This window comes from Microcystis sp. LE19-84.1B, assembly GCF_027531875.1.
Lineage (GTDB): Bacteria > Cyanobacteriota > Cyanobacteriia > Cyanobacteriales > Microcystaceae > Microcystis > Microcystis panniformis.
Genome location: NZ_JAPZSR010000426.1, coordinates 1 through 16,456 on the forward strand (window position 1 = coordinate 1; position 16,456 = coordinate 16,456).

A 16,456-nucleotide genomic window follows, 5' to 3' on the forward strand; every position below is an offset into this window, starting at 1 on the left:
TAATAATCGCGCCATCGGTTCGGCATAAATTAAAGCTAGGGATTTGGGATAAAGTTCCCCAAAAACTATCTGGAGATAGGCCACGATTAAAAAAGCTAGACAAAGAGAGAAACCATGGGAGAGAAGATTTTGCCAGTTTAAAGAAAAGGGTAAAAAACTTAGTAATTTCTTCACAAAAACGGTCATGGTACTCTCCCCGATCCAACCTAAAGCTAAACTAGAAAGGGTGATGCCTAATTGGGTAGTGGAAAGTAAGCGATCGAGACTTCTTTGTAGAGATTGTACCGTCTGCGCTGGCACATCTCCCGCGGCCACTAGCTGACTGATGCGGGTACGACGGACAGACACAAGCGAAAATTCGGCCGCTACGAAAAAAGCATTGAGGACGATTAGTAAAAAGACTAAAATTAAACGAGTCAATAAATCCTGATTATCCATAGCGAAAAGGCAAAATTCGCCTTTTTTAAAGCCTATCCTTTGGTTTCGTCCTTTGATTGCGGTTGGTTTTTCTGTTGTTGCATATAAACTCTCACTCTTTTAATTACTTCTTCTTCTTTCACGGGGATAAAAGTTTGATTGCGACCATAACTGGTGCGATCGTTGGTAAACTTTTTAGCGGGGTTGATATCCGGTTGACTGACTCCCTTCAGGGAGGCGATTCCCAATTGATAGGCTACCCAACCGCTACCGAAGCCGGCGGCTAACATGGCTACCATCAAAAGGAGTCCTAACTGCAAGGAGGTGCTGATTGCAAATTTTTTCATCTTGGTGGGGCTGAATTTTCACGTTCAGAGTAATTACCGATCTATAATGAGTTAATAGTATAACCCAGGGTTGGCCGAGCGGTTGAGGCAACGAACTCATAATTCGTGCTAGGCAGGTTCAACTCCTGCACCCTGGATAGTTTTGATGGCTTCGGGTGATCGGCTTCGACTGCACTGGAGTAAGTGCAGAGTGTAGGGTGCGTGTTTGCGGCTACCAATTCGGTCAAAAAACCAAAATTAACAAGCCGCCGTAACGCACCGATTATATTATCTCTTGTTTCAAGGCTCTGCCTTGGAACACAATATTTAAGGCTCTGCCTTAAAGAGTATTCAGGTAGAATCCTTGCTTCTGATCAAGGTTCTGGTATCTCCAACTGACGAAAAATTCTCACAGCAGTAAACTCGACAATTTCTCGATGTCGAGGGATGGCTGCGCGCCGACCATTGAGGGGATTTTCCCAGATGGAATGTTCACTTCCTTCTCGTACTAATTGACAACCCTGTTGACTGAGATAACGTAACAAATCTCGACGCTTCATGAGGCGATCGAAGTCGGTACAATTTGGACATGGGTTGATGCAGAAAAGATTAGATAAATTGGTTCTTCTAAATCCGCTTCTGGGTCTGTTAACAACGCATTAGGCAAGGGTAAAGATTCCCCCCTAGATATATTAACTTCTGCCATGTCCACCAGCGCACTGGCTAAGGAACGGCGCACTGCTGCTAGATCATTTCCCCAGGAAATCACGCCAGGGAAATCCAAGACTTCTCCATGTACTCCCTGTTCCAGAAATTTATACATTGCTTTGTAGGTAAGCATCCAATTTATACTCCTTTCTTTCACCGATATATTTAGTAAAATGTAGTAAAATGTAGGGTGCGTTAGGCGGCTACCAATTCGGTCAAAAAAACAAAATTAACAAGCCGCCGTAACGCACCAATTGTATCATTAGTTGTTTGACCAAATCTAAATTTTCTGTAATCATATTGACCTCATGTTATATTTAAGGTTAGTTTTATCAACCGGAATATCCCTTGGCTTCGCTTCTTTCATAATTTATTGTTTTTATTTACTTAATTTGATTATTCTCTAGCCACTTGGTAGCTTCACTAATAAACATTCTTGCATTTTCTAAAGTTTTGCCTGCTTGTTGTTGAGTGATGGGTATGGTTTCATCATAATCACTCAACTGTCTTAAATCAAAAGTTTCACTTAAGGTTCTTGATAGTTTTTGAGATAGTTCTCCTGTTTTAATAAATTGCTGTCCAAATTGTTGAATCAAGCCTCTGTGAGTTCTAGTATTGACGTTTTTAGCAGCTAGGAGAGCCTGTACTGTAGATATAATGAGTAATAAGCGCGAGAAATACAAGCACGATATAGAGTATTTTCCCACAAAATTTCAGCAGCATATAATTCTTCTTTAGCTAGATTTAGCAATGTTTGAATGCGGTTCATAAAGCTATACCTTCTCGGCGAATATTTTCTAATAAAGGAGTATCTTTACATAAAAATTCTTCTTCAGATATGGGCAAAACTGAGATGAGTTGATCGTATTTAAGGTTAATTTGATTTTTAACTTCTCCCATACGGAAAATTTCATCGCCAGGAGAAACTGGATTTTTTAAAATTACCATGATATCAATATCAGAGTCTTCTGTTGCATCCCCTCTTGCTTGAGAACCGTACAGAACTAAGTTGATTAATTTATCGCCATAGATTTTTTCTAGTGCTTGGCGAAATTCTGTGATAATTTTTTCAAGTTTTTTCATAATTTATCAATTTTAGACCTTCAAACTATTTTCCCAAAACTTTAGCCCCATTTTCTGGCAGTTTGTCATTAGCTGTTTCAGATTGATGTTTGTGTATTACCAAGTCGATAAAATTGTTAACTTCCAGTAAAAGTGACTCTGGTAGTTGTTACAATTTAGCGATTGTAGTTTGACGAATATTTATGAGAACAACCTTCCCCAAAATACTTTTTCAAGATTTTTGATGTTGTCGAGAGCTTTACGATACCATTCCATATTGCCTTGCTGCGAGTAAAGTTGTGCTGCTTGATTGTAGTCAGCGATCGCACCTTGCTTGTCTCCTAAGTCAGACTTGGCATTCCCGCGATTGTTGTAGGCAGCAGCATAGTCGGGTTTGATTTTAATGGCTTGATTGTAGTCTGCGATCGCCCCTTGTTATCAAGGTTCTGGTATCTCCAACTGACGAAAAATTCTCACAGCAGTAAACTCGACAATTTCTCTATGTCGAGGGATGGCTGTGCGCCGACCATTGAGTGGATTTTCCCAGATGGAATGTTCACTTCCTTCTCGTACCAATTGACAACCCTGTTGACTGAGATAACGCAACAAATCTCGACGCTTCATGAGGCGATCGAAGTCGGTACAATTTGGACATGGGTTGATGCAGAAAAGATTAGATAAATTGGTTCTTCTAAATCCGCTTCTGGGTCTGTTAACAACCCATTAGGCAAGGGTAAAGATTCCCCCCTAGATAAATTAACTTCTGCCATGTCCACCAGCGCACTAGCTAAGGAACGGCGGACTGCTGCTAGATCATTTCCCCAGGAAATCACGCCAGGGAAATCCAAGACTTCTCCATGGACTCCCTGTTCCAGAAATTTATACATGGCTTTGTAGGTAAGCATCCAATTTATACTCCTTTCTTTCACCGAATTTTTTGATTAATCGTAAAATGTAGGGTGCGTTAGGCGGCTACCAATTCGGTCAAAAAACCAAAATTAACAAGCCGCCGTAACGCACCGATTGTATCATTAATTGTACCTAATCTAAAACAGGCTTCTAGCCTGTTCCACGGGAAGATGGCCTCGGGGGGATATTGGTTGATAGATAGATAAAGATTAACGCTGGTCTCACCCCCTCGCAATCACAGAGTGTAGGGTGCGTTATGCTATTACTAAAAAAACCTAAGAAACTAATTCAAATTCAACCTTCATTTTTAGGGCTGTAGCTATGAGATTTAACAACAAAAAAGAGTTTCCTTCATAGTCAGCATTTTCTAAAGTTTTAATAATAGATTCATCAGTATTAATTAATTCTGCTAAAGCTTTTGTCGAAAGATGATATGTTTCCTTTATCTTAAATATTTTTCTGGCTACTTCGTCATCAATACGAGCTTTTTCTAATTCTAATTGACGCGCTGGATTATTCGCGTAATAACGTTGGTAAAGAATTTTTAAGCCATCGGCTGTTGTTTGGGGTGTATTCATATTAACTCCTGAAAATAAGTGTGTAATGCGGAGTAAGGGTTTGTAGTTTTTCTAAAATAATTTGCAGGTGGGGAGTTATGGATATCATGGCAATCTCAAGTTCATATTTAAGGCAGAATAATAAAGTAGCTCATGTTATCGGATTGAATTAAATTGAAATGTCTGTGGTCTAATGTCAGAATTTGGTTAATAGAATAGCGTTCTGCCATGACCAGTAAACTAGCATCAACTAAGCCTAACGGTAAATCTTGATAACGAGTCATAATTTTAAGAGCTTTTTCTAAATCTTCTAAATCGAAGGGAAGCAAACTATATTTTCCCTGTGTAATATCCATCAAAAAAGCTCTAGCTACTCTTTCACCGAGATATTTAGTCGCTAAATAATCAACTTCTGGTAATACCGTCACAGGCACAAAAACTTGCTGATTTTTGATCGCTTCTACGACAATAAAATGATAGTGATCGTCTCGGTCTAATAGGGCAATAATTCCACTGGTATCTGCTATTATCTTTCGTCCTGCCACAATAATTCCTCGCAACGAGTTGATAGGTCAGACATTCCACTAGCTCCCATCCCAATAGATGGGGGTAAAGATGGGGAATCATTGTCTTTTATTGGCTCATTTTCTATATTTTCCCCTATTTCTTTAAGGATTAATTGAGCAATATTTTCCTGTCGATCTGCTGGCAGAGTAGCTAATTTTTTGAGAGCAAGTTCTAATAATTTAGTCATGATTTTTTATTCAATGAAAAAGTTCAAATTATAGCGCACCACTTTTATCATTCATTCTACCTGAATATAACGACGAGAAAGATTGCTTCGGGGGGATATTGGTTGAGAGATGAAGGTTAACGTGAATATCCCCCCTCGCAATGACATCTTTGTCGGAAAAAAGCTTCCTTTGACTTGGCGAAGCAATCAGTGTCAGGTATCGAGTTCCGCAAAATGCGATATTTCCGCGATCAAAATCCCTAAAATTATCCTTGACAAAAGACCTGAGATCGTTATATCCTACAGGTTACAAGTCTGTGCGCGAGAGAAGAACCTCCAAAATCCTCCCAGCCCACACACCTCCGTCACACAATGCATCATCGTCACATGAGTAATAAACTCCCATTGGGAGGTGAGCTTTGGGGGCTACTATATTAAAAGTTAAGTCTCTGTAGTACAACCAACTACCTCCTTTTCTCCAGCCGACACGATCGCCGAACTTTTCCCACACTCTTTCATTATACTGTATCGTACCACCGAGACTCTCATAGATTTTTTTCTGGACGCTGAAGCCAAACTTACCGTTACTGTAGTGCAGCCAGAGTTGGTTAATAGTTCGTAAATCTTCCCAGGGAAAATTATTAATATGCCATCTCCCTAACCATCCTTCCTTTTCCATTCCTGCTGCCTGAAGCATGACTTTACCTGTTTCTTCGTCTGCTTCTTTCCAGTTTCCTGCTGCTAGGAGTTGCTGTAATTGAGAATAGTTAACACCCTTAGCACTTTTAAGCGCAATATTAGCAGCAACTTTAGGCGTTGGTGGCGTTTGAATAACAGGGGTTGCTGGTGTTTGTATAGAAGTTGTTGGTGATTGTCCCGTCAAATCTTGTAAAATCTCCTTTGCTGATTGATAACGTTTTCTTGTCCCAAACTCGATCATTTTATCAAGAATGCGCCCTAAATCATCCCGAACATTATTATTGACTAAAAACTGTCGCCAAATCCATTCATGGTCACTGGTATCAAATAAATCAAAGGGTGAAATCTGAGTCAACAAATAAATACAAGTGACCCCTAAACTATACAAATCACTGGGATTGTTTGGCTTACCATTAGCTTGTTCTGGTGCGACATATTCCGCTGAACCGATTACCGTACCAGTAACAGAACGGTTAAGAGGTGTAACAACTTTAGACGCACCAAAATCCACTAAAACCGCTTTTTTGTCTGAGTTACGTCTAATAATATTTTCCGGTTTAATGTCTCGGTGAACTACTCCCCGACTATGGATAAAATCTAAAACTGGCAAAATATCTGTTAATAAAGCTTTAATCTTGGCTTCATTAAATACCCCTTGGCTTCTTAATTCTTGTTCTAAATTCTGTCCTTCAATATATTCTTGTACCAAATATTGACGGTCATCATCATGATTGAGATAGGCGAAAAGTTCAGGGATTTGGGGATGTTTTCCTAATTTCTCTAATTGGATTGCTTCTTTTTCAAATAATTCTGAAGCTTTCTCAATTGTATCAGTCCCTTGAGCCGAAGGAAAAAACTGTTTAATCACACAATAAGGTTTAGAAGGCTTACTATAATCTACCGCCTTAAAAGTACGACCAAATCCTCCTTGACCAATTAATTTAATTGCTTGATAACGCTCTTGTAAAAACAATTTAGAGCGGCATTTTTCACAGAATTTATTGCCATCTGGATTGGCAGAAGAACAATTAGGATTGAGACACAGACTCATGGTTTTTACTCCTTTAAGTAGTTTGGTTGACGTTAAACGTTAAAAAAGTAGCTGTTGGTTATGTTGGGTTTCCTGTCTTAGCTGTTGGTTGTGTTGGGTTTCGTGTTTTAACTGTTGGTTATGTTGGGTTTCCTGTCTTAGCTGTTGGTTATGTTGGGTTTCGTGCCTCAACCCAACCTACGGTACTTGATCTCATACATTTGACTTCAATAAAAGGTCTGATACCTCCCTGAAGACGGAAACTACCTTTTTTGGCTAACTTACATTCAGCAGAGTATTTTTTGGCGTTTTTTTTGATTGATAATAGCTACGTCTGTTGTGAAAAGCTGACAACAATCAATCATATAGTCATTGCCAAAAAGCTCGAATCATTAAAAATTTGATTTCCCCAAAACTTTGCGCTTTAAAGCTAGAACACGAGGACGCGCACCTTGACTAGAAAATCCTAACCCTTCACGGAATATTTCGGGCATATAATAACGAACTGCATCTTCTTTATCCTTATCCTCATAAATTACTCCCATTTGCTCAAGAACATTGACTTTGGTAGCATCCAGATTAAACTGTTCTAGAGAAAAAGGAATTTTTTTATCACTATATTTATGTAAACTTTCTGCCCAGCTTTTAAATATAGGATATTCTTGCTTAGACTCGTCAACTTTTTCTTCACTACAGGGTTCAAGCGCTCGTCGAATCGCTTGGGGAGGTAACAGTCTAGTATTCGACCATTTAGTAAATTGTATTTCTTCTTTTTTTTCTACAGTAATATTAGCAGCATGATACAAAAATCTCACAATATCCCGCGCTTGCAGTCTTCCATTAAAATCGGTTAAAGCGGCAAAAATCCAATTGTCTGACTTAGCTTCCCTTGCATTATCTGCTCCTAATTTTTTGCCCCAAAGTCGTTCTAGTTTTTCTTTTAAATCTTCAATTGAACAATCGAATAAATCTTGAGGGTTAGCATTAATAACCGATGATTGTATGCAGAGCCAATAGGAAAGTTTAAGAAACGATTCTAGATTCCAAGATAGATCATAATTACAATATAAGCTTTCAAATTGTTGCGAGTTTTGTGTAATTGTATATCTCAAGAAATCTCGACGCAGAAAGACAATCAATCCGAGATTAGATTGCCGAATTTCTGATAATTTATTGGGTAAATGATCGATTAAGGCTTTCAAGGCTTTTCGTTCACAGTTATCATTGGCAACATTAGGAAAAGCATCTTCCAATCCATCAAATAAAAATATAATCTTCGAGTTTTTTTGTTGAAGGTATTCATGCAGTTCTTGTAATTGACAATTTTCAGAATTATAACCTAAAACTCTCGAAATTTCTTTGATCCAAAAATTTGTCCAATCAACCTCATTCCAATCCTGATTTGATAGCGACTGTATGATTCTGTCTGTTAAATCCGAGGAGGAAAATTGATAATCATTATTAAGAACATTATTAACATTTTGCCGTGCTTCCTCAAGAATATTTTTGGCCTTATCATTTAAATTTTTTGATTGCAGTAAAGGAAATATTAAACCGAGATTGTCTCGGGAATTTTCTTGATTTTGAAGATCAACTTTATTTAAAAAATTTTCCCAAGACTGTAGGCGAGATAGCTGAATATAATTAAAGGTTTTTCCCGCACCTTTAGCACCAATTGAGATAACATTAGGTAGTTTATCTTGAAAATTACGAGCGAGATTTTTCAATGGCTCGGTAATGAGTAAATCTTCCCCTTCTCCCTTTTCTGCATAAATATATTTATTGCAAGTATCCCTGAGTTTTTTCACATCATCTAAGGAGTTATCTGAAGGTGTGGCTGATGCAATGCTATTATTAGATAATTCATCTTCTGCCCATTGTTTTGCCAGTTCCATCAAGGAAGTTGAACTTAATTTGTTTTGAGCTTCGTCCCAATTGTTAACATATAGTAACTCTTGGGCGAAATCAGTTTCTTTAATATCCAGTCTAGTAGTATATAAACTCTCATTTTTGGGTTGAACATAAGCCGACTGTAATTGCTCTAAAATATTCTCAAATGCTGGTAAATTTCTGACTTCTGGGGTTAAAAAACTAATAATTATCGAAGGATCATAATAATTATCATCCTTTACTTTTGAGTCACTGGGAGCTAGTAAGCCAATTTTTTCTAAAACCATCCTGACACCTCGCCAAGATTGCTCATTAACTGTTGTTACTAAAAATCTTTGGATTCTAGAGTCAAATAAAATTGGGCTAGAAATTTCACTTAATCCTGCTCTTAAATCAATAAATATATAATCTACTGCTAATTTTTGCCCTAATTGATGAATTGCATCCCCTACCTCCCAAGCACCCGACGGATTTCTGGCTAAATTTTCTGGCAGTATAGGAGTATCTAAGAGTTCTTCTTCTTCAATAAAAGCGGGTAAAAAATATAAAGTTGATTTATTTTGCTGTTTGGCAGTTTTCTTAATTTCTTGAGTTACCCAAGAGAGTGCCACCTCTAGAGATGGCTTGGGATATTGATAAACTTCTAAAAAATTGCTCAAAGATACGGTTGCCTCTTGATTTTCATACCTTTGCCAATAGGTTAACCCCGGAGCCTCTAAATCTGAGTCAATAACTAAAATTTTAACTGGTTTATTTATTTCTTTTGCTCTTGCTAAGAGAGCAAGAATATAAGCAGCTAAATGTAGGGTTCTTCCCACACCACCTTTAAAAGAATAAAAAGCAATAATTTCTGGCTTATCTTGATAAGTATTGGCTAAAAAATTATCCGATTGCTCTGAATCTGTATTTGCTTTTAAATAAGCGACTTCCTGCCAAAAAGGTCGAATCGATGGATAAAAATCAGAACTATTATCTATTAAAATAAATTCTACAGGAATAGAAGCATTATCAATATCTAGCTGAATAATTTGTTCTGATTCTTGATACCAATCTCCGAACCATTCTTTTAATATTGAGTTAGCTTTTGGTTGATCATCTTGATTTTGAATACCAATCTCTAAAGCACTACTAAAACAACTAATTTTAACAATACCATCAGGTAAGTCATTTCCGTTAGCGGTTTCGCGAGCAATTTTTCTTTTAATATCAAACCAAGTTAGTAATGGCCGTCTTCTCATAGTCCCTGCAACTCCTGTGCAATCCAACGTAATATATCTAACAATTTTTTTTCTAATTCACTATCCTTAATATTGTCACAGCATCCCCCATATCGCCACATTTGATTAATTTCACCGCAAGAAAGCTCTCTCTCTTGATTATTTTTTAAAGGTTTCATACTCAATTGTGGGGGAAGTTTTAGTTTTTCTCCCGCAGCTAGTTTGTCTAGTAACTTATTTATATCATGCCGCACTTCAAGTAATTCTCGACAAGAATCGGTGCAATCTTTACTTTGTCTTTTCAGTAAAACCGCTTTGAGACCACATTCAACCGAGTAAAATAGCAATAAACGATGAGCGTTAGTTCTGGTTTCGACCTTTGCCGCTCGTTGATTTTCTCTCCATGCTTTTTGTAGTTCTCTGTCTGTAAAAGGAATCACCCAGTCAACTCTTTGCACGATACGGTTAGATCCTAGCACAAAAAAACCCGCTGGCGCGGGCTTTTTTCACAAAACCAAAGTTTTAATTAACCTAACAACGCTTTTGCCTTCGCTACCACGTTATCCAGGGTAAAACCAAACTTCTCTGACATTCCTAGAGAAAATATCGTAATTTTGTTAAAATAATCTCAAAGAAAAGCCTCTAAAATCAAAGGTAATGTCTAAAATCGCTAAAAAACTTAGTAATTCTCCTTTTCGTTATCCCGGCGGTAAATTTTATGCCCGTAAGCTAATCTTAGCTTGTCTTCCCAGTCACCATAAGTATTGTGAACCTTTTGCGGGGGGAGCATCTATATTCTTTGCTAAGGAAAGTGTAGCAGAGAATATTCTCAATGACAAAGATGAAGAATTAATCAACTGTTATCGACATATCAAAGATTATCTTGGTAGTCTAATTGAATTATTAAAAGATCTAAACGCTACCAAAGAATTACACAGTTATTATAAAAATGAATTTCAACCAGCTAATGACCTAGAAAGAGCCATGCGTTGGTATTATCTAAATAGAACTTCCTACTCAGGAATTATGAAACTTGAAAATTGTTATTGGGGCTATGGTGATAAGTATTCTATGCGTCCTGAAAACTGGCCTTCTCACCTAAAAACCACTTCGGAAAAACTGCAAAATGTCAATTTATCTTGTTTAGATTTTGAAGATTTAATCAATCAATTACCCGATGATTACTTTTTATTTGTCGATCCTCCTTACTTTCAAGCAGATCAAAATAAATTCTATTCCTGTTTCTTCAGTCTAGAAGATCATGAAAGGTTATGTAAGACGTTGAAAAAACATCAACATCGATTTAAATTTCTTTTGACTTATGATAATTGCTCCGAAATTAGAGAAATGTATGATTGGTGTATTTCTTTACAAGATAATGAATGGAATTACACTATTAATCGAACTGATGATCAAAAAAATGGTTTAAAATTGGAACATGGTTATCAGAGTGAAAGACGCAAGGGCAAGGAGGTATTTATTGCTAATTATGATCTTCAGAAACCCGCAAGATTCACACCTCTACAATTAAGTTTATTCGATATATCTTGATTGCTAATTTTAATCAAGTAAATCCTCTATTTTTTCGGTCGGGAGCCATGGTTGTAGAGGTTCAGCCGTATTAACATCAAAGAAAATTTTGGGATAATTAGGGATGAAATTACAGTTGTGATCCTGGCATTTCTGGCGAGAACACTTGATGTTATTGGTTTGATTTGCTGTTAAATCTTTACTCCTGGCAACGTACATTTTTAAAAGGGCTTCTTCTTGATTATTAATATTAATTTTGCTTAAAAATATTTGCTCTTTTGGTGTGGGCTTCCAAACAAATAGTCCTGTTTCTAAATTGGTCTGAAAAAAAGCATTGGCAAGAGATGTAATTACTAAATCAAAATCTGTTTCAATATATTGATCTTTGTGAATATTTAGGCTTGTTGAAGGTATTCCTATCAATTTAGACCTTTGTTCTGCCGCTTTGTCTCCTAAGGTTCTTGATCTCATACATTTGACTTCAATAAAAGGTCTGATACCTCCCTGAAGACGGAAACTACCTTTTTTGGCTAACTTACATTCAGCAGAGTATTTTTTGGCGTTTTTTTGATTGATAATAGCTACGTCTATATCGTGAGAACCAGCTTGAGGATTTAAGCGAGGATTAGTAACTAAATAATTATTCGAGAGTATTTTTGACAGTTCATCTTGTACAGTGAACTCAAAAAACTTGCCACGAATCATAGGAATAACTTTTGGATCATTGAGAACTTCTGTAATATATTTGATATTCAAACTATAACTCTTACAAAAACTTTCTATTTTTTCAAACCATTCCCATTCAAGCTCGTTATCATGCAAAAACTGCTCAAGCAATTTAATCAAATCTTCTGACATCATCAGTATTTACATCGGAATTTATAGACATAGTGTTAAAAAGCTCCGAAAGACTTATGTTTAATGCTCTACATAAAGAAATCAAGCATAGTAAAGAAGGATTCCTTTTACCACGTTCAAGAAGACTGATGTAAGTTCTATCCAAATTGGCCGCTTCGGCCAACCTTTCTTGGGATAAACCCTTTTGAATACGAGCATTATGTAAACATCTGCCAAATTGAGCTAAATTGTCCTTTGCCATGCTTCGATTAAACTGCCTGACGTGACCCCTAGTCCACTGACTGACAGTCACAATAGAAAAACAAAAAAATGAGCCAGATTTTTCTGACTCATTACAGCTAAGATTTCAGGTAATTAACCTAACAACGCTTTTGCCTTCGCTACCACGTTATCCAGGGTAAAACCAAACTTCTCTAGAATCACACCCCCCGGAGCAGAAGCGCCGAAGGTATCAACCCCCAACACATCCCCCTCATCGGTGATGTAACGATGCCAACCCATGGTTGAACCCGCTTCCACTGCGAGACGTTTTTTCACTGCTTTCGGCAATACCGATTCTTTGTATTCTGCCGATTGTTCCTCGAATAGCTCCCAACAGGGCATAGAAACGACGCGAGCTTTAATTCCTGCCTCTTTCAACACCGCAGCCGCTTTATCGCAGAGATATAACTCGCCCCCCGTACCGATGAGAATGACATCGGGAGTACCTTCGCAATCGGTGATAGTATAAGCACCTTTAGCCACACCCGCAAGGGAAGTTCCCGCTAAATTGGGCAGATTTTGACGGGAGAGAGCCAATAAAGTCGGGCGTTTCTTTTCGCTCACCGCTACTTTATAAGCACCGGAAGTTTCCGTACCATCTCCCGGACGCATGACTAACAGGTTAGGAATAGCGCGCAGAGAAGCAACGTGTTCCACGGGTTGGTGAGTCGGTCCATCTTCCCCTAGGGCAATGGAATCGTGAGTCATTACCCAGATGACGCGGGTTTCTGACAATGCTGATAAACGGATAGAATTCCGCATATAGTCGGTGAAAATCAGGAAAGTCGCCCCGTAGGGAATCAATCCCGTGTTATGGAGAGCAATACCGTTACAAATCGCCCCCATCGCGTGTTCCCTTACGCCAAAGTGAACGTTACGCTCCTGATAACTGCCTTTTTGGAAATTACCAAAATGCTCTAATTCGGTGTAGTTAGAGTGGGTTAAATCCGCCGAACCACCGATTAAACCGGGTAAAACCCCCGCAAGGGCATTTAAGCAGATTTCCGAGTGTTTACGACTAGCCAGTGCCTTATCTTCGGGTTTATAAACCGGTAAAGCTTGCTCCCAACCTTCCGGCAGTTGACCGGTGGTTAACTGTTCAAATAAAGCCGCTTCTGCGGGATATTTAGCCTGATATTCGTTAAATAACTTATTCCAGTCCGTTTCTGCCGTCGCTCCCTTGTCCACTGCTTGCCGGAAACGATTTAACACCTCATCGGGAACCACAAACGGCTCGTATTGCCAACCCAGGGCCTTCCGGGTTAACTCGATTTCTGTTGCTCCTAAGGCTGCCCCGTGAACATCGGCGGTATTAGACTTATTGGGGGAACCATAACCGATGGTGGTGGTGATTTTAATCATCGAGGGTTTATCGGTGACAGCTTTGGCAGCCGCAATCGCATTGGCAATGGCATCTAAATCGGTGTTACCATTCTCAACGTGCTGAACGTGCCAACCGTAGGCTTCAAAACGCTTGCTCACGTCCTCGGTAAAAGCGATATCGGTGGAACCATCGATCGAGATATGGTTATCATCGTAGAGAGCGATTAACTTGCCTAAACCCCAGTGACCGGCCAAAGAACAAGCTTCCCCGGAAATACCCTCCATATTGCAACCATCACCCAAAATCACATAGGTGTAATGGTCGATAATTTTGGCATCCGGCTTGTTGAAACGGGCCGCTAAATGGGCTTCTGCTAGGGCCAAACCGACACCATTAGCAATCCCTTGACCCAGAGGACCAGTGGTCACTTCCACCCCTTCAGTGACGAAATTTTCGGGGTGGCCGGGGGTTTTCGATTTCCACTGGCGAAATTGTTTGATTTCCTCTAGGGGGACGCTATCGTATCCGGTCAGGTACATCAAAGCGTACTGCAGCATACAACCGTGACCGGCGGAGAGAACAAAACGATCGCGATTGACCCATTGGGGGTTTTTCGGGTTAAAACGCAGGAATTGATCCCAGAGAACAAAGGCCATGGGAGCGGCTCCCATCGGCAGTCCGGGGTGTCCCGATTTAGCTTTTTCCACGGCATCCACCGCTAAAAAACGCACGGCATTAATACAAAGTTCTTCGAGGGATTGGGAGGCGACAACCATAATGTTTTTTAGAATGAACTACAAAAATAAGACCAGGTTAAAGAGGGAGCCACTCACAGATTACTCTTTCAGGGGCATCGACTCAAGCATATTTTCTAAAAGCTAAGGTGACGTTATGGCCACCAAATCCAAAGGAGTTGGAGAGGGCAGCGTTAACTATCTGCTGACGACTTTCGTAGGGGACGTAATCGAGATCGCAATCGGGGTCAGGATTGTCCAGGTTGAGCGTCGGGGGAATCCGATCATTAGCGATCGCCATTACCGTGGCCACGGCTTCAATGCCGCCAGAACCGCCTAAAAGGTGGCCTGTCATCGATTTGGTGGAACTGATGGGGATTTGGTAGGCCGATTCTCCTAAAGCTTTTTTAATCGCCTTGGTTTCCGTGGGATCATTGGCCCCTGTACTGGTGCCGTGGGCGTTGATATAGCTAATTTCCGTCGGAGTTAAACCGGCATCTTTGATCGCTAATTCGATCGCTCTGGTGGCTCCACGACCATCGGGAACCGGTGCCGTCATGTGATAGGCATCGCAAGTCAGACCATAACCGATCATTTCGGCGTAAATCCGCGCCCCACGGGCCAAGGCCGTTTCTAATTCCTCTATAATCAAAATTCCTGCCCCTTCCCCCATAACAAAACCATCCCGGTCCTTGTCAAAGGGACGACTGGCCCGGGTGGGGTCATCGTTGCGGGTGGACAGGGCCTTAGCGGAGGCAAAACCAGCCAATCCTAGGGGGGTAACGGCGGCTTCCGTCCCACCGCAGATCATCCCTTTGGCTAAACCCCTTTGTACTAGACGGAAAGCATCTCCGATGGCATTGGAACCGGCAGCGCACGCAGTCACGGTGCAGTTACTCGGTCCTTTGGCCCCCGTGTGGATGGCGGTTAAACCAGCGGCCATATTGGCAATCATCATCGGGATCATGAAGGGACTACACCGGCTCGGACCTTTTGTCAAGTAAATTTCCTGTTGATCCTCAAGCACTTTTATGCCACCCACGCCCGTACCGATTAGTACGCCTATATCATCGGCATTGAGAGCGTCGATAACTAATCGAGAATCTTGCAGCGCTTGCAAACTAGCGGCGACGGCAAATTGAGCGAAACGGTCCATGCGCTTTGCCTCTTTGCGATCCACATAGTCGTGGGGGTCAAAACCCCGCACTTCCCCAGCAATGCGACAAGCGTGACGGGAGGCATTAAAGTGGGTAATTAAACCAATGCCACTTTTGCCGTTGATTAAGCCTGTCCAATAGTCTGCTAGATTATTGCCGAGGGGAGTGATCGCACCCATCCCCGTGATGACAACCCTTTTTAATGGCAATTCTGTCATGTTTGTTCAAAAATAAGGGCAGATTTTGCCCCAGATATTTAATCCTAATTGTCAATTTTCCCGCAATAATTAGGCGGTTGCTCCTACTTTCTCGCTAATATGGTCAACAGCTTTGCCTACAGTGTCAATTTGTTCGGCCGCTTCGTCGGGAATTTCAATATCAAATTCTTCCTCTAAAGCCATCACTAACTCGACCACATCGAGGGAATCAGCTTGCAGATCATTAGCAAAGCTTGCTTCGGGGGTAACTTTTTCCGGCTCTACTTCTAATTGTTCCACAACAACTCTTTTAACTCGATCGAAAATACTACTCATGGATGTCAATTTTTATCCGCTGGTTTACCGGACTCTAGCCTCTAGGGTCTGGGGAAATGGGGCGGTGTTACCATTTCCGACAATAAATTTCGGTTAGCTTTTTCACTGACCATTTTTCATCTTACTGGAAGTTGTTCCCCCCTTGATGAAGTTTTTTTGCGATCATCGGGGAAGTGGGGAAGTGGGGTGTGGGGTGTGGGGAAGTGGGGAAGTGGGGAAGTGGGGAAGTGGGGGAATTTCAACTAAAACCCCAACACCCTAACACCCCAACACCCCCCGCAACGCGCACGCAGTGACCACCCTATCTCCTGCCGACCGCCTCCTGAATAAAAAGCAAAAATATAACGGATAACTCCGAAATTCAGATAATAATCATCGGAAATTTTGGGTCTGAAACCCCGCCGTTCTAGGTTGGCTTTACGTTAGAATTAAAAGGCCAGTCTCGAAAACCAAGTGGACGGCGCAGCACCTTGAAAACTCGGCTTAGGGGGTTCCGACCAGAAAAGCTTGG

The 16,456-nt window shown here is 40.3% G+C and carries 21 protein-coding genes and 1 tRNA gene; 2 read left to right on the forward strand and 20 right to left on the reverse strand.

What is annotated here, in order from left to right:
• Together O9324_RS24005 and O9324_RS24010 are read right to left on the reverse strand one after the other, a co-directional pair.
• Positions 1-438 (reverse strand): CNNM domain-containing protein (locus tag O9324_RS24005; protein ID WP_288141513.1); only part of this gene is annotated, 438 nt, incomplete at its 3' end.
• A 32-nt stretch (positions 439-470) separates the two neighbouring features.
• Complete coding sequence (locus tag O9324_RS24010) at positions 471-764, reverse strand: hypothetical protein (RefSeq protein ID WP_002768475.1); 294 nt, start codon at positions 762-764, stop codon at positions 471-473.
• A gap of 64 nt (positions 765-828) precedes the next feature.
• Here O9324_RS24010 and O9324_RS24015 point away from each other — a divergent pair.
• Positions 829-901 (forward strand) — tRNA-Ile (locus O9324_RS24015).
• Between the two features lie 216 nt (positions 902-1,117).
• Here the strand turns inward: O9324_RS24015 and O9324_RS24020 are convergent.
• The 13 genes from O9324_RS24020 to O9324_RS24080 all read right to left on the reverse strand — a co-directional run bounded on the left by O9324_RS24020 (position 1,118) and on the right by O9324_RS24080 (position 10,006).
• Positions 1,118-1,303, reverse strand: a complete 186-nt coding sequence (locus tag O9324_RS24020; protein ID WP_002768477.1) for a type II toxin-antitoxin system HicA family toxin — start codon at positions 1,301-1,303, stop codon at positions 1,118-1,120.
• Positions 1,300-1,584, reverse strand: coding sequence for a type II toxin-antitoxin system HicB family antitoxin (locus O9324_RS24025; protein ID WP_002768479.1), 285 nt, complete (start codon positions 1,582-1,584; stop codon positions 1,300-1,302). The genes O9324_RS24020 and O9324_RS24025 overlap by 4 nt, the downstream gene beginning before the upstream one ends.
• A 250-nt stretch (positions 1,585-1,834) precedes the next feature.
• Positions 1,835-2,158 carry a HEPN domain-containing protein gene (locus tag O9324_RS24030; protein WP_288141514.1) on the reverse strand — a complete coding sequence of 108 codons (324 nt, stop codon included), beginning with the start codon at positions 2,156-2,158 and terminating at the stop codon, positions 1,835-1,837.
• 58 nt (positions 2,159-2,216) lie between these two features.
• Positions 2,217-2,534 carry a nucleotidyltransferase domain-containing protein gene (locus tag O9324_RS24035; RefSeq protein WP_288141515.1) on the reverse strand — a complete coding sequence of 106 codons (318 nt, stop codon included), beginning with the start codon at positions 2,532-2,534 and terminating at the stop codon, positions 2,217-2,219.
• A gap of 180 nt (positions 2,535-2,714) precedes the next feature.
• On the reverse strand, positions 2,715-2,939 hold the full coding sequence (locus O9324_RS24040) for a tetratricopeptide repeat protein (RefSeq protein WP_288141524.1): 225 nt from the start codon (positions 2,937-2,939) through the stop codon (positions 2,715-2,717).
• 12 nt (positions 2,940-2,951) lie between these two features.
• The gene (locus O9324_RS24045) at positions 2,952-3,137 is read right to left on the reverse strand and encodes a type II toxin-antitoxin system HicA family toxin (RefSeq protein WP_002734683.1); all 186 of its coding nucleotides are present in this window, start codon (positions 3,135-3,137) and stop codon (positions 2,952-2,954) included.
• Positions 3,134-3,418, reverse strand: coding sequence for a type II toxin-antitoxin system HicB family antitoxin (locus O9324_RS24050; protein ID WP_288141516.1), 285 nt, complete (start codon positions 3,416-3,418; stop codon positions 3,134-3,136). Before O9324_RS24050 ends, O9324_RS24045 begins: the two co-directional genes overlap by 4 nt.
• A 279-nt stretch (positions 3,419-3,697) precedes the next feature.
• Positions 3,698-4,000 carry a hypothetical protein gene (locus O9324_RS24055; protein ID WP_288141517.1) on the reverse strand — a complete coding sequence of 101 codons (303 nt, stop codon included), beginning with the start codon at positions 3,998-4,000 and terminating at the stop codon, positions 3,698-3,700.
• Positions 4,001-4,107: 107 nt separating this feature from the next.
• Positions 4,108-4,524, reverse strand: a complete 417-nt coding sequence (locus O9324_RS24060; protein WP_002768490.1) for a type II toxin-antitoxin system VapC family toxin — start codon at positions 4,522-4,524, stop codon at positions 4,108-4,110.
• Positions 4,506-4,733 carry a hypothetical protein gene (locus O9324_RS24065; RefSeq protein WP_002768492.1) on the reverse strand — a complete coding sequence of 76 codons (228 nt, stop codon included), beginning with the start codon at positions 4,731-4,733 and terminating at the stop codon, positions 4,506-4,508. Before O9324_RS24065 ends, O9324_RS24060 begins: the two co-directional genes overlap by 19 nt.
• Before the next feature lie 286 nt (positions 4,734-5,019).
• Positions 5,020-6,462: a GUN4 domain-containing protein gene (locus O9324_RS24070; RefSeq protein WP_288141518.1), complete on the reverse strand. Its 1,443-nt coding sequence runs from the start codon at positions 6,460-6,462 to the stop codon at positions 5,020-5,022.
• 371 nt (positions 6,463-6,833) lie between these two features.
• Complete coding sequence (locus tag O9324_RS24075) at positions 6,834-9,569, reverse strand: KGGVGR-motif variant AAA ATPase (protein ID WP_288141519.1); 2,736 nt, start codon at positions 9,567-9,569, stop codon at positions 6,834-6,836.
• Positions 9,566-10,006 carry a hypothetical protein gene (locus tag O9324_RS24080; protein WP_287629617.1) on the reverse strand — a complete coding sequence of 147 codons (441 nt, stop codon included), beginning with the start codon at positions 10,004-10,006 and terminating at the stop codon, positions 9,566-9,568. Before O9324_RS24080 ends, O9324_RS24075 begins: the two co-directional genes overlap by 4 nt.
• Positions 10,007-10,205: 199 nt before the next feature.
• Here O9324_RS24080 and O9324_RS24085 point away from each other — a divergent pair, with 199 nt between their 5' ends.
• On the forward strand, positions 10,206-11,099 hold the full coding sequence (locus O9324_RS24085) for a DNA adenine methylase (RefSeq protein WP_288141520.1): 894 nt from the start codon (positions 10,206-10,208) through the stop codon (positions 11,097-11,099).
• 9 nt (positions 11,100-11,108) lie between these two features.
• Here O9324_RS24085 and O9324_RS24090 read toward each other — a convergent pair whose 3' ends face one another.
• The 5 genes from O9324_RS24090 to O9324_RS24110 form a co-directional block, all read right to left on the reverse strand.
• Positions 11,109-11,936 carry a restriction endonuclease gene (locus tag O9324_RS24090; protein WP_288141521.1) on the reverse strand — a complete coding sequence of 276 codons (828 nt, stop codon included), beginning with the start codon at positions 11,934-11,936 and terminating at the stop codon, positions 11,109-11,111.
• Entirely contained in the window at positions 11,917-12,177 is a 261-nt protein-coding gene (locus O9324_RS24095; protein WP_036386251.1) for a helix-turn-helix domain-containing protein, read from the reverse strand. The genes O9324_RS24090 and O9324_RS24095 overlap by 20 nt, the downstream gene beginning before the upstream one ends.
• 113 nt (positions 12,178-12,290) lie before the next feature.
• Positions 12,291-14,297, reverse strand: a complete 2,007-nt coding sequence (tkt, locus tag O9324_RS24100) for a transketolase (RefSeq protein ID WP_288141522.1) — start codon at positions 14,295-14,297, stop codon at positions 12,291-12,293.
• 82 nt (positions 14,298-14,379) lie between these two features.
• The gene (gene fabF, locus O9324_RS24105) at positions 14,380-15,630 is read right to left on the reverse strand and encodes a beta-ketoacyl-ACP synthase II (protein WP_287730189.1); all 1,251 of its coding nucleotides are present in this window, start codon (positions 15,628-15,630) and stop codon (positions 14,380-14,382) included.
• A 69-nt stretch (positions 15,631-15,699) separates the two neighbouring features.
• Positions 15,700-15,945 (reverse strand): acyl carrier protein, encoded by a 246-nt coding sequence (locus tag O9324_RS24110; RefSeq protein ID WP_288141523.1) that lies wholly within the window; start codon positions 15,943-15,945, stop codon positions 15,700-15,702.
• Positions 15,946-16,456: the final 511 nt, after the last annotated feature.

Excerpts from the sequence above, each read along its gene's own strand:
- tkt (WP_288141522.1), bottom strand. The coding sequence starts at position 14,297 with ATGGTTGTCGCCTCCCAATCCCTCGAAGAACTTTGTATTAATGCCGTG.
- fabF (WP_287730189.1), bottom strand. The coding sequence starts at position 15,630 with ATGACAGAATTGCCATTAAAAAGGGTTGTCATCACGGGGATGGGTGCG.
- O9324_RS24095 (WP_036386251.1), bottom strand. The coding sequence starts at position 12,177 with ATGGCAAAGGACAATTTAGCTCAATTTGGCAGATGTTTACATAATGCT.
- O9324_RS24035 (WP_288141515.1), bottom strand. The coding sequence starts at position 2,534 with ATGAAAAAACTTGAAAAAATTATCACAGAATTTCGCCAAGCACTAGAA.
- O9324_RS24090 (WP_288141521.1), bottom strand. The coding sequence starts at position 11,936 with ATGTCAGAAGATTTGATTAAATTGCTTGAGCAGTTTTTGCATGATAAC.
- O9324_RS24070 (WP_288141518.1), bottom strand. The coding sequence starts at position 6,462 with ATGAGTCTGTGTCTCAATCCTAATTGTTCTTCTGCCAATCCAGATGGC.
- O9324_RS24110 (WP_288141523.1), bottom strand. The coding sequence starts at position 15,945 with ATGAGTAGTATTTTCGATCGAGTTAAAAGAGTTGTTGTGGAACAATTA.
- O9324_RS24010 (WP_002768475.1), bottom strand. The coding sequence starts at position 764 with ATGAAAAAATTTGCAATCAGCACCTCCTTGCAGTTAGGACTCCTTTTG.
- O9324_RS24055 (WP_288141517.1), bottom strand. The coding sequence starts at position 4,000 with ATGAATACACCCCAAACAACAGCCGATGGCTTAAAAATTCTTTACCAA.
- O9324_RS24025 (WP_002768479.1), bottom strand. The coding sequence starts at position 1,584 with ATGCTTACCTACAAAGCAATGTATAAATTTCTGGAACAGGGAGTACAT.
- O9324_RS24065 (WP_002768492.1), bottom strand. The coding sequence starts at position 4,733 with ATGACTAAATTATTAGAACTTGCTCTCAAAAAATTAGCTACTCTGCCA.
- O9324_RS24020 (WP_002768477.1), bottom strand. The coding sequence starts at position 1,303 with ATGAAGCGTCGAGATTTGTTACGTTATCTCAGTCAACAGGGTTGTCAA.
- O9324_RS24075 (WP_288141519.1), bottom strand. The coding sequence starts at position 9,569 with ATGAGAAGACGGCCATTACTAACTTGGTTTGATATTAAAAGAAAAATT.
- O9324_RS24085 (WP_288141520.1), top strand. The coding sequence starts at position 10,206 with ATGTCTAAAATCGCTAAAAAACTTAGTAATTCTCCTTTTCGTTATCCC.
- O9324_RS24050 (WP_288141516.1), bottom strand. The coding sequence starts at position 3,418 with ATGCTTACCTACAAAGCCATGTATAAATTTCTGGAACAGGGAGTCCAT.
- O9324_RS24045 (WP_002734683.1), bottom strand. The coding sequence starts at position 3,137 with ATGAAGCGTCGAGATTTGTTGCGTTATCTCAGTCAACAGGGTTGTCAA.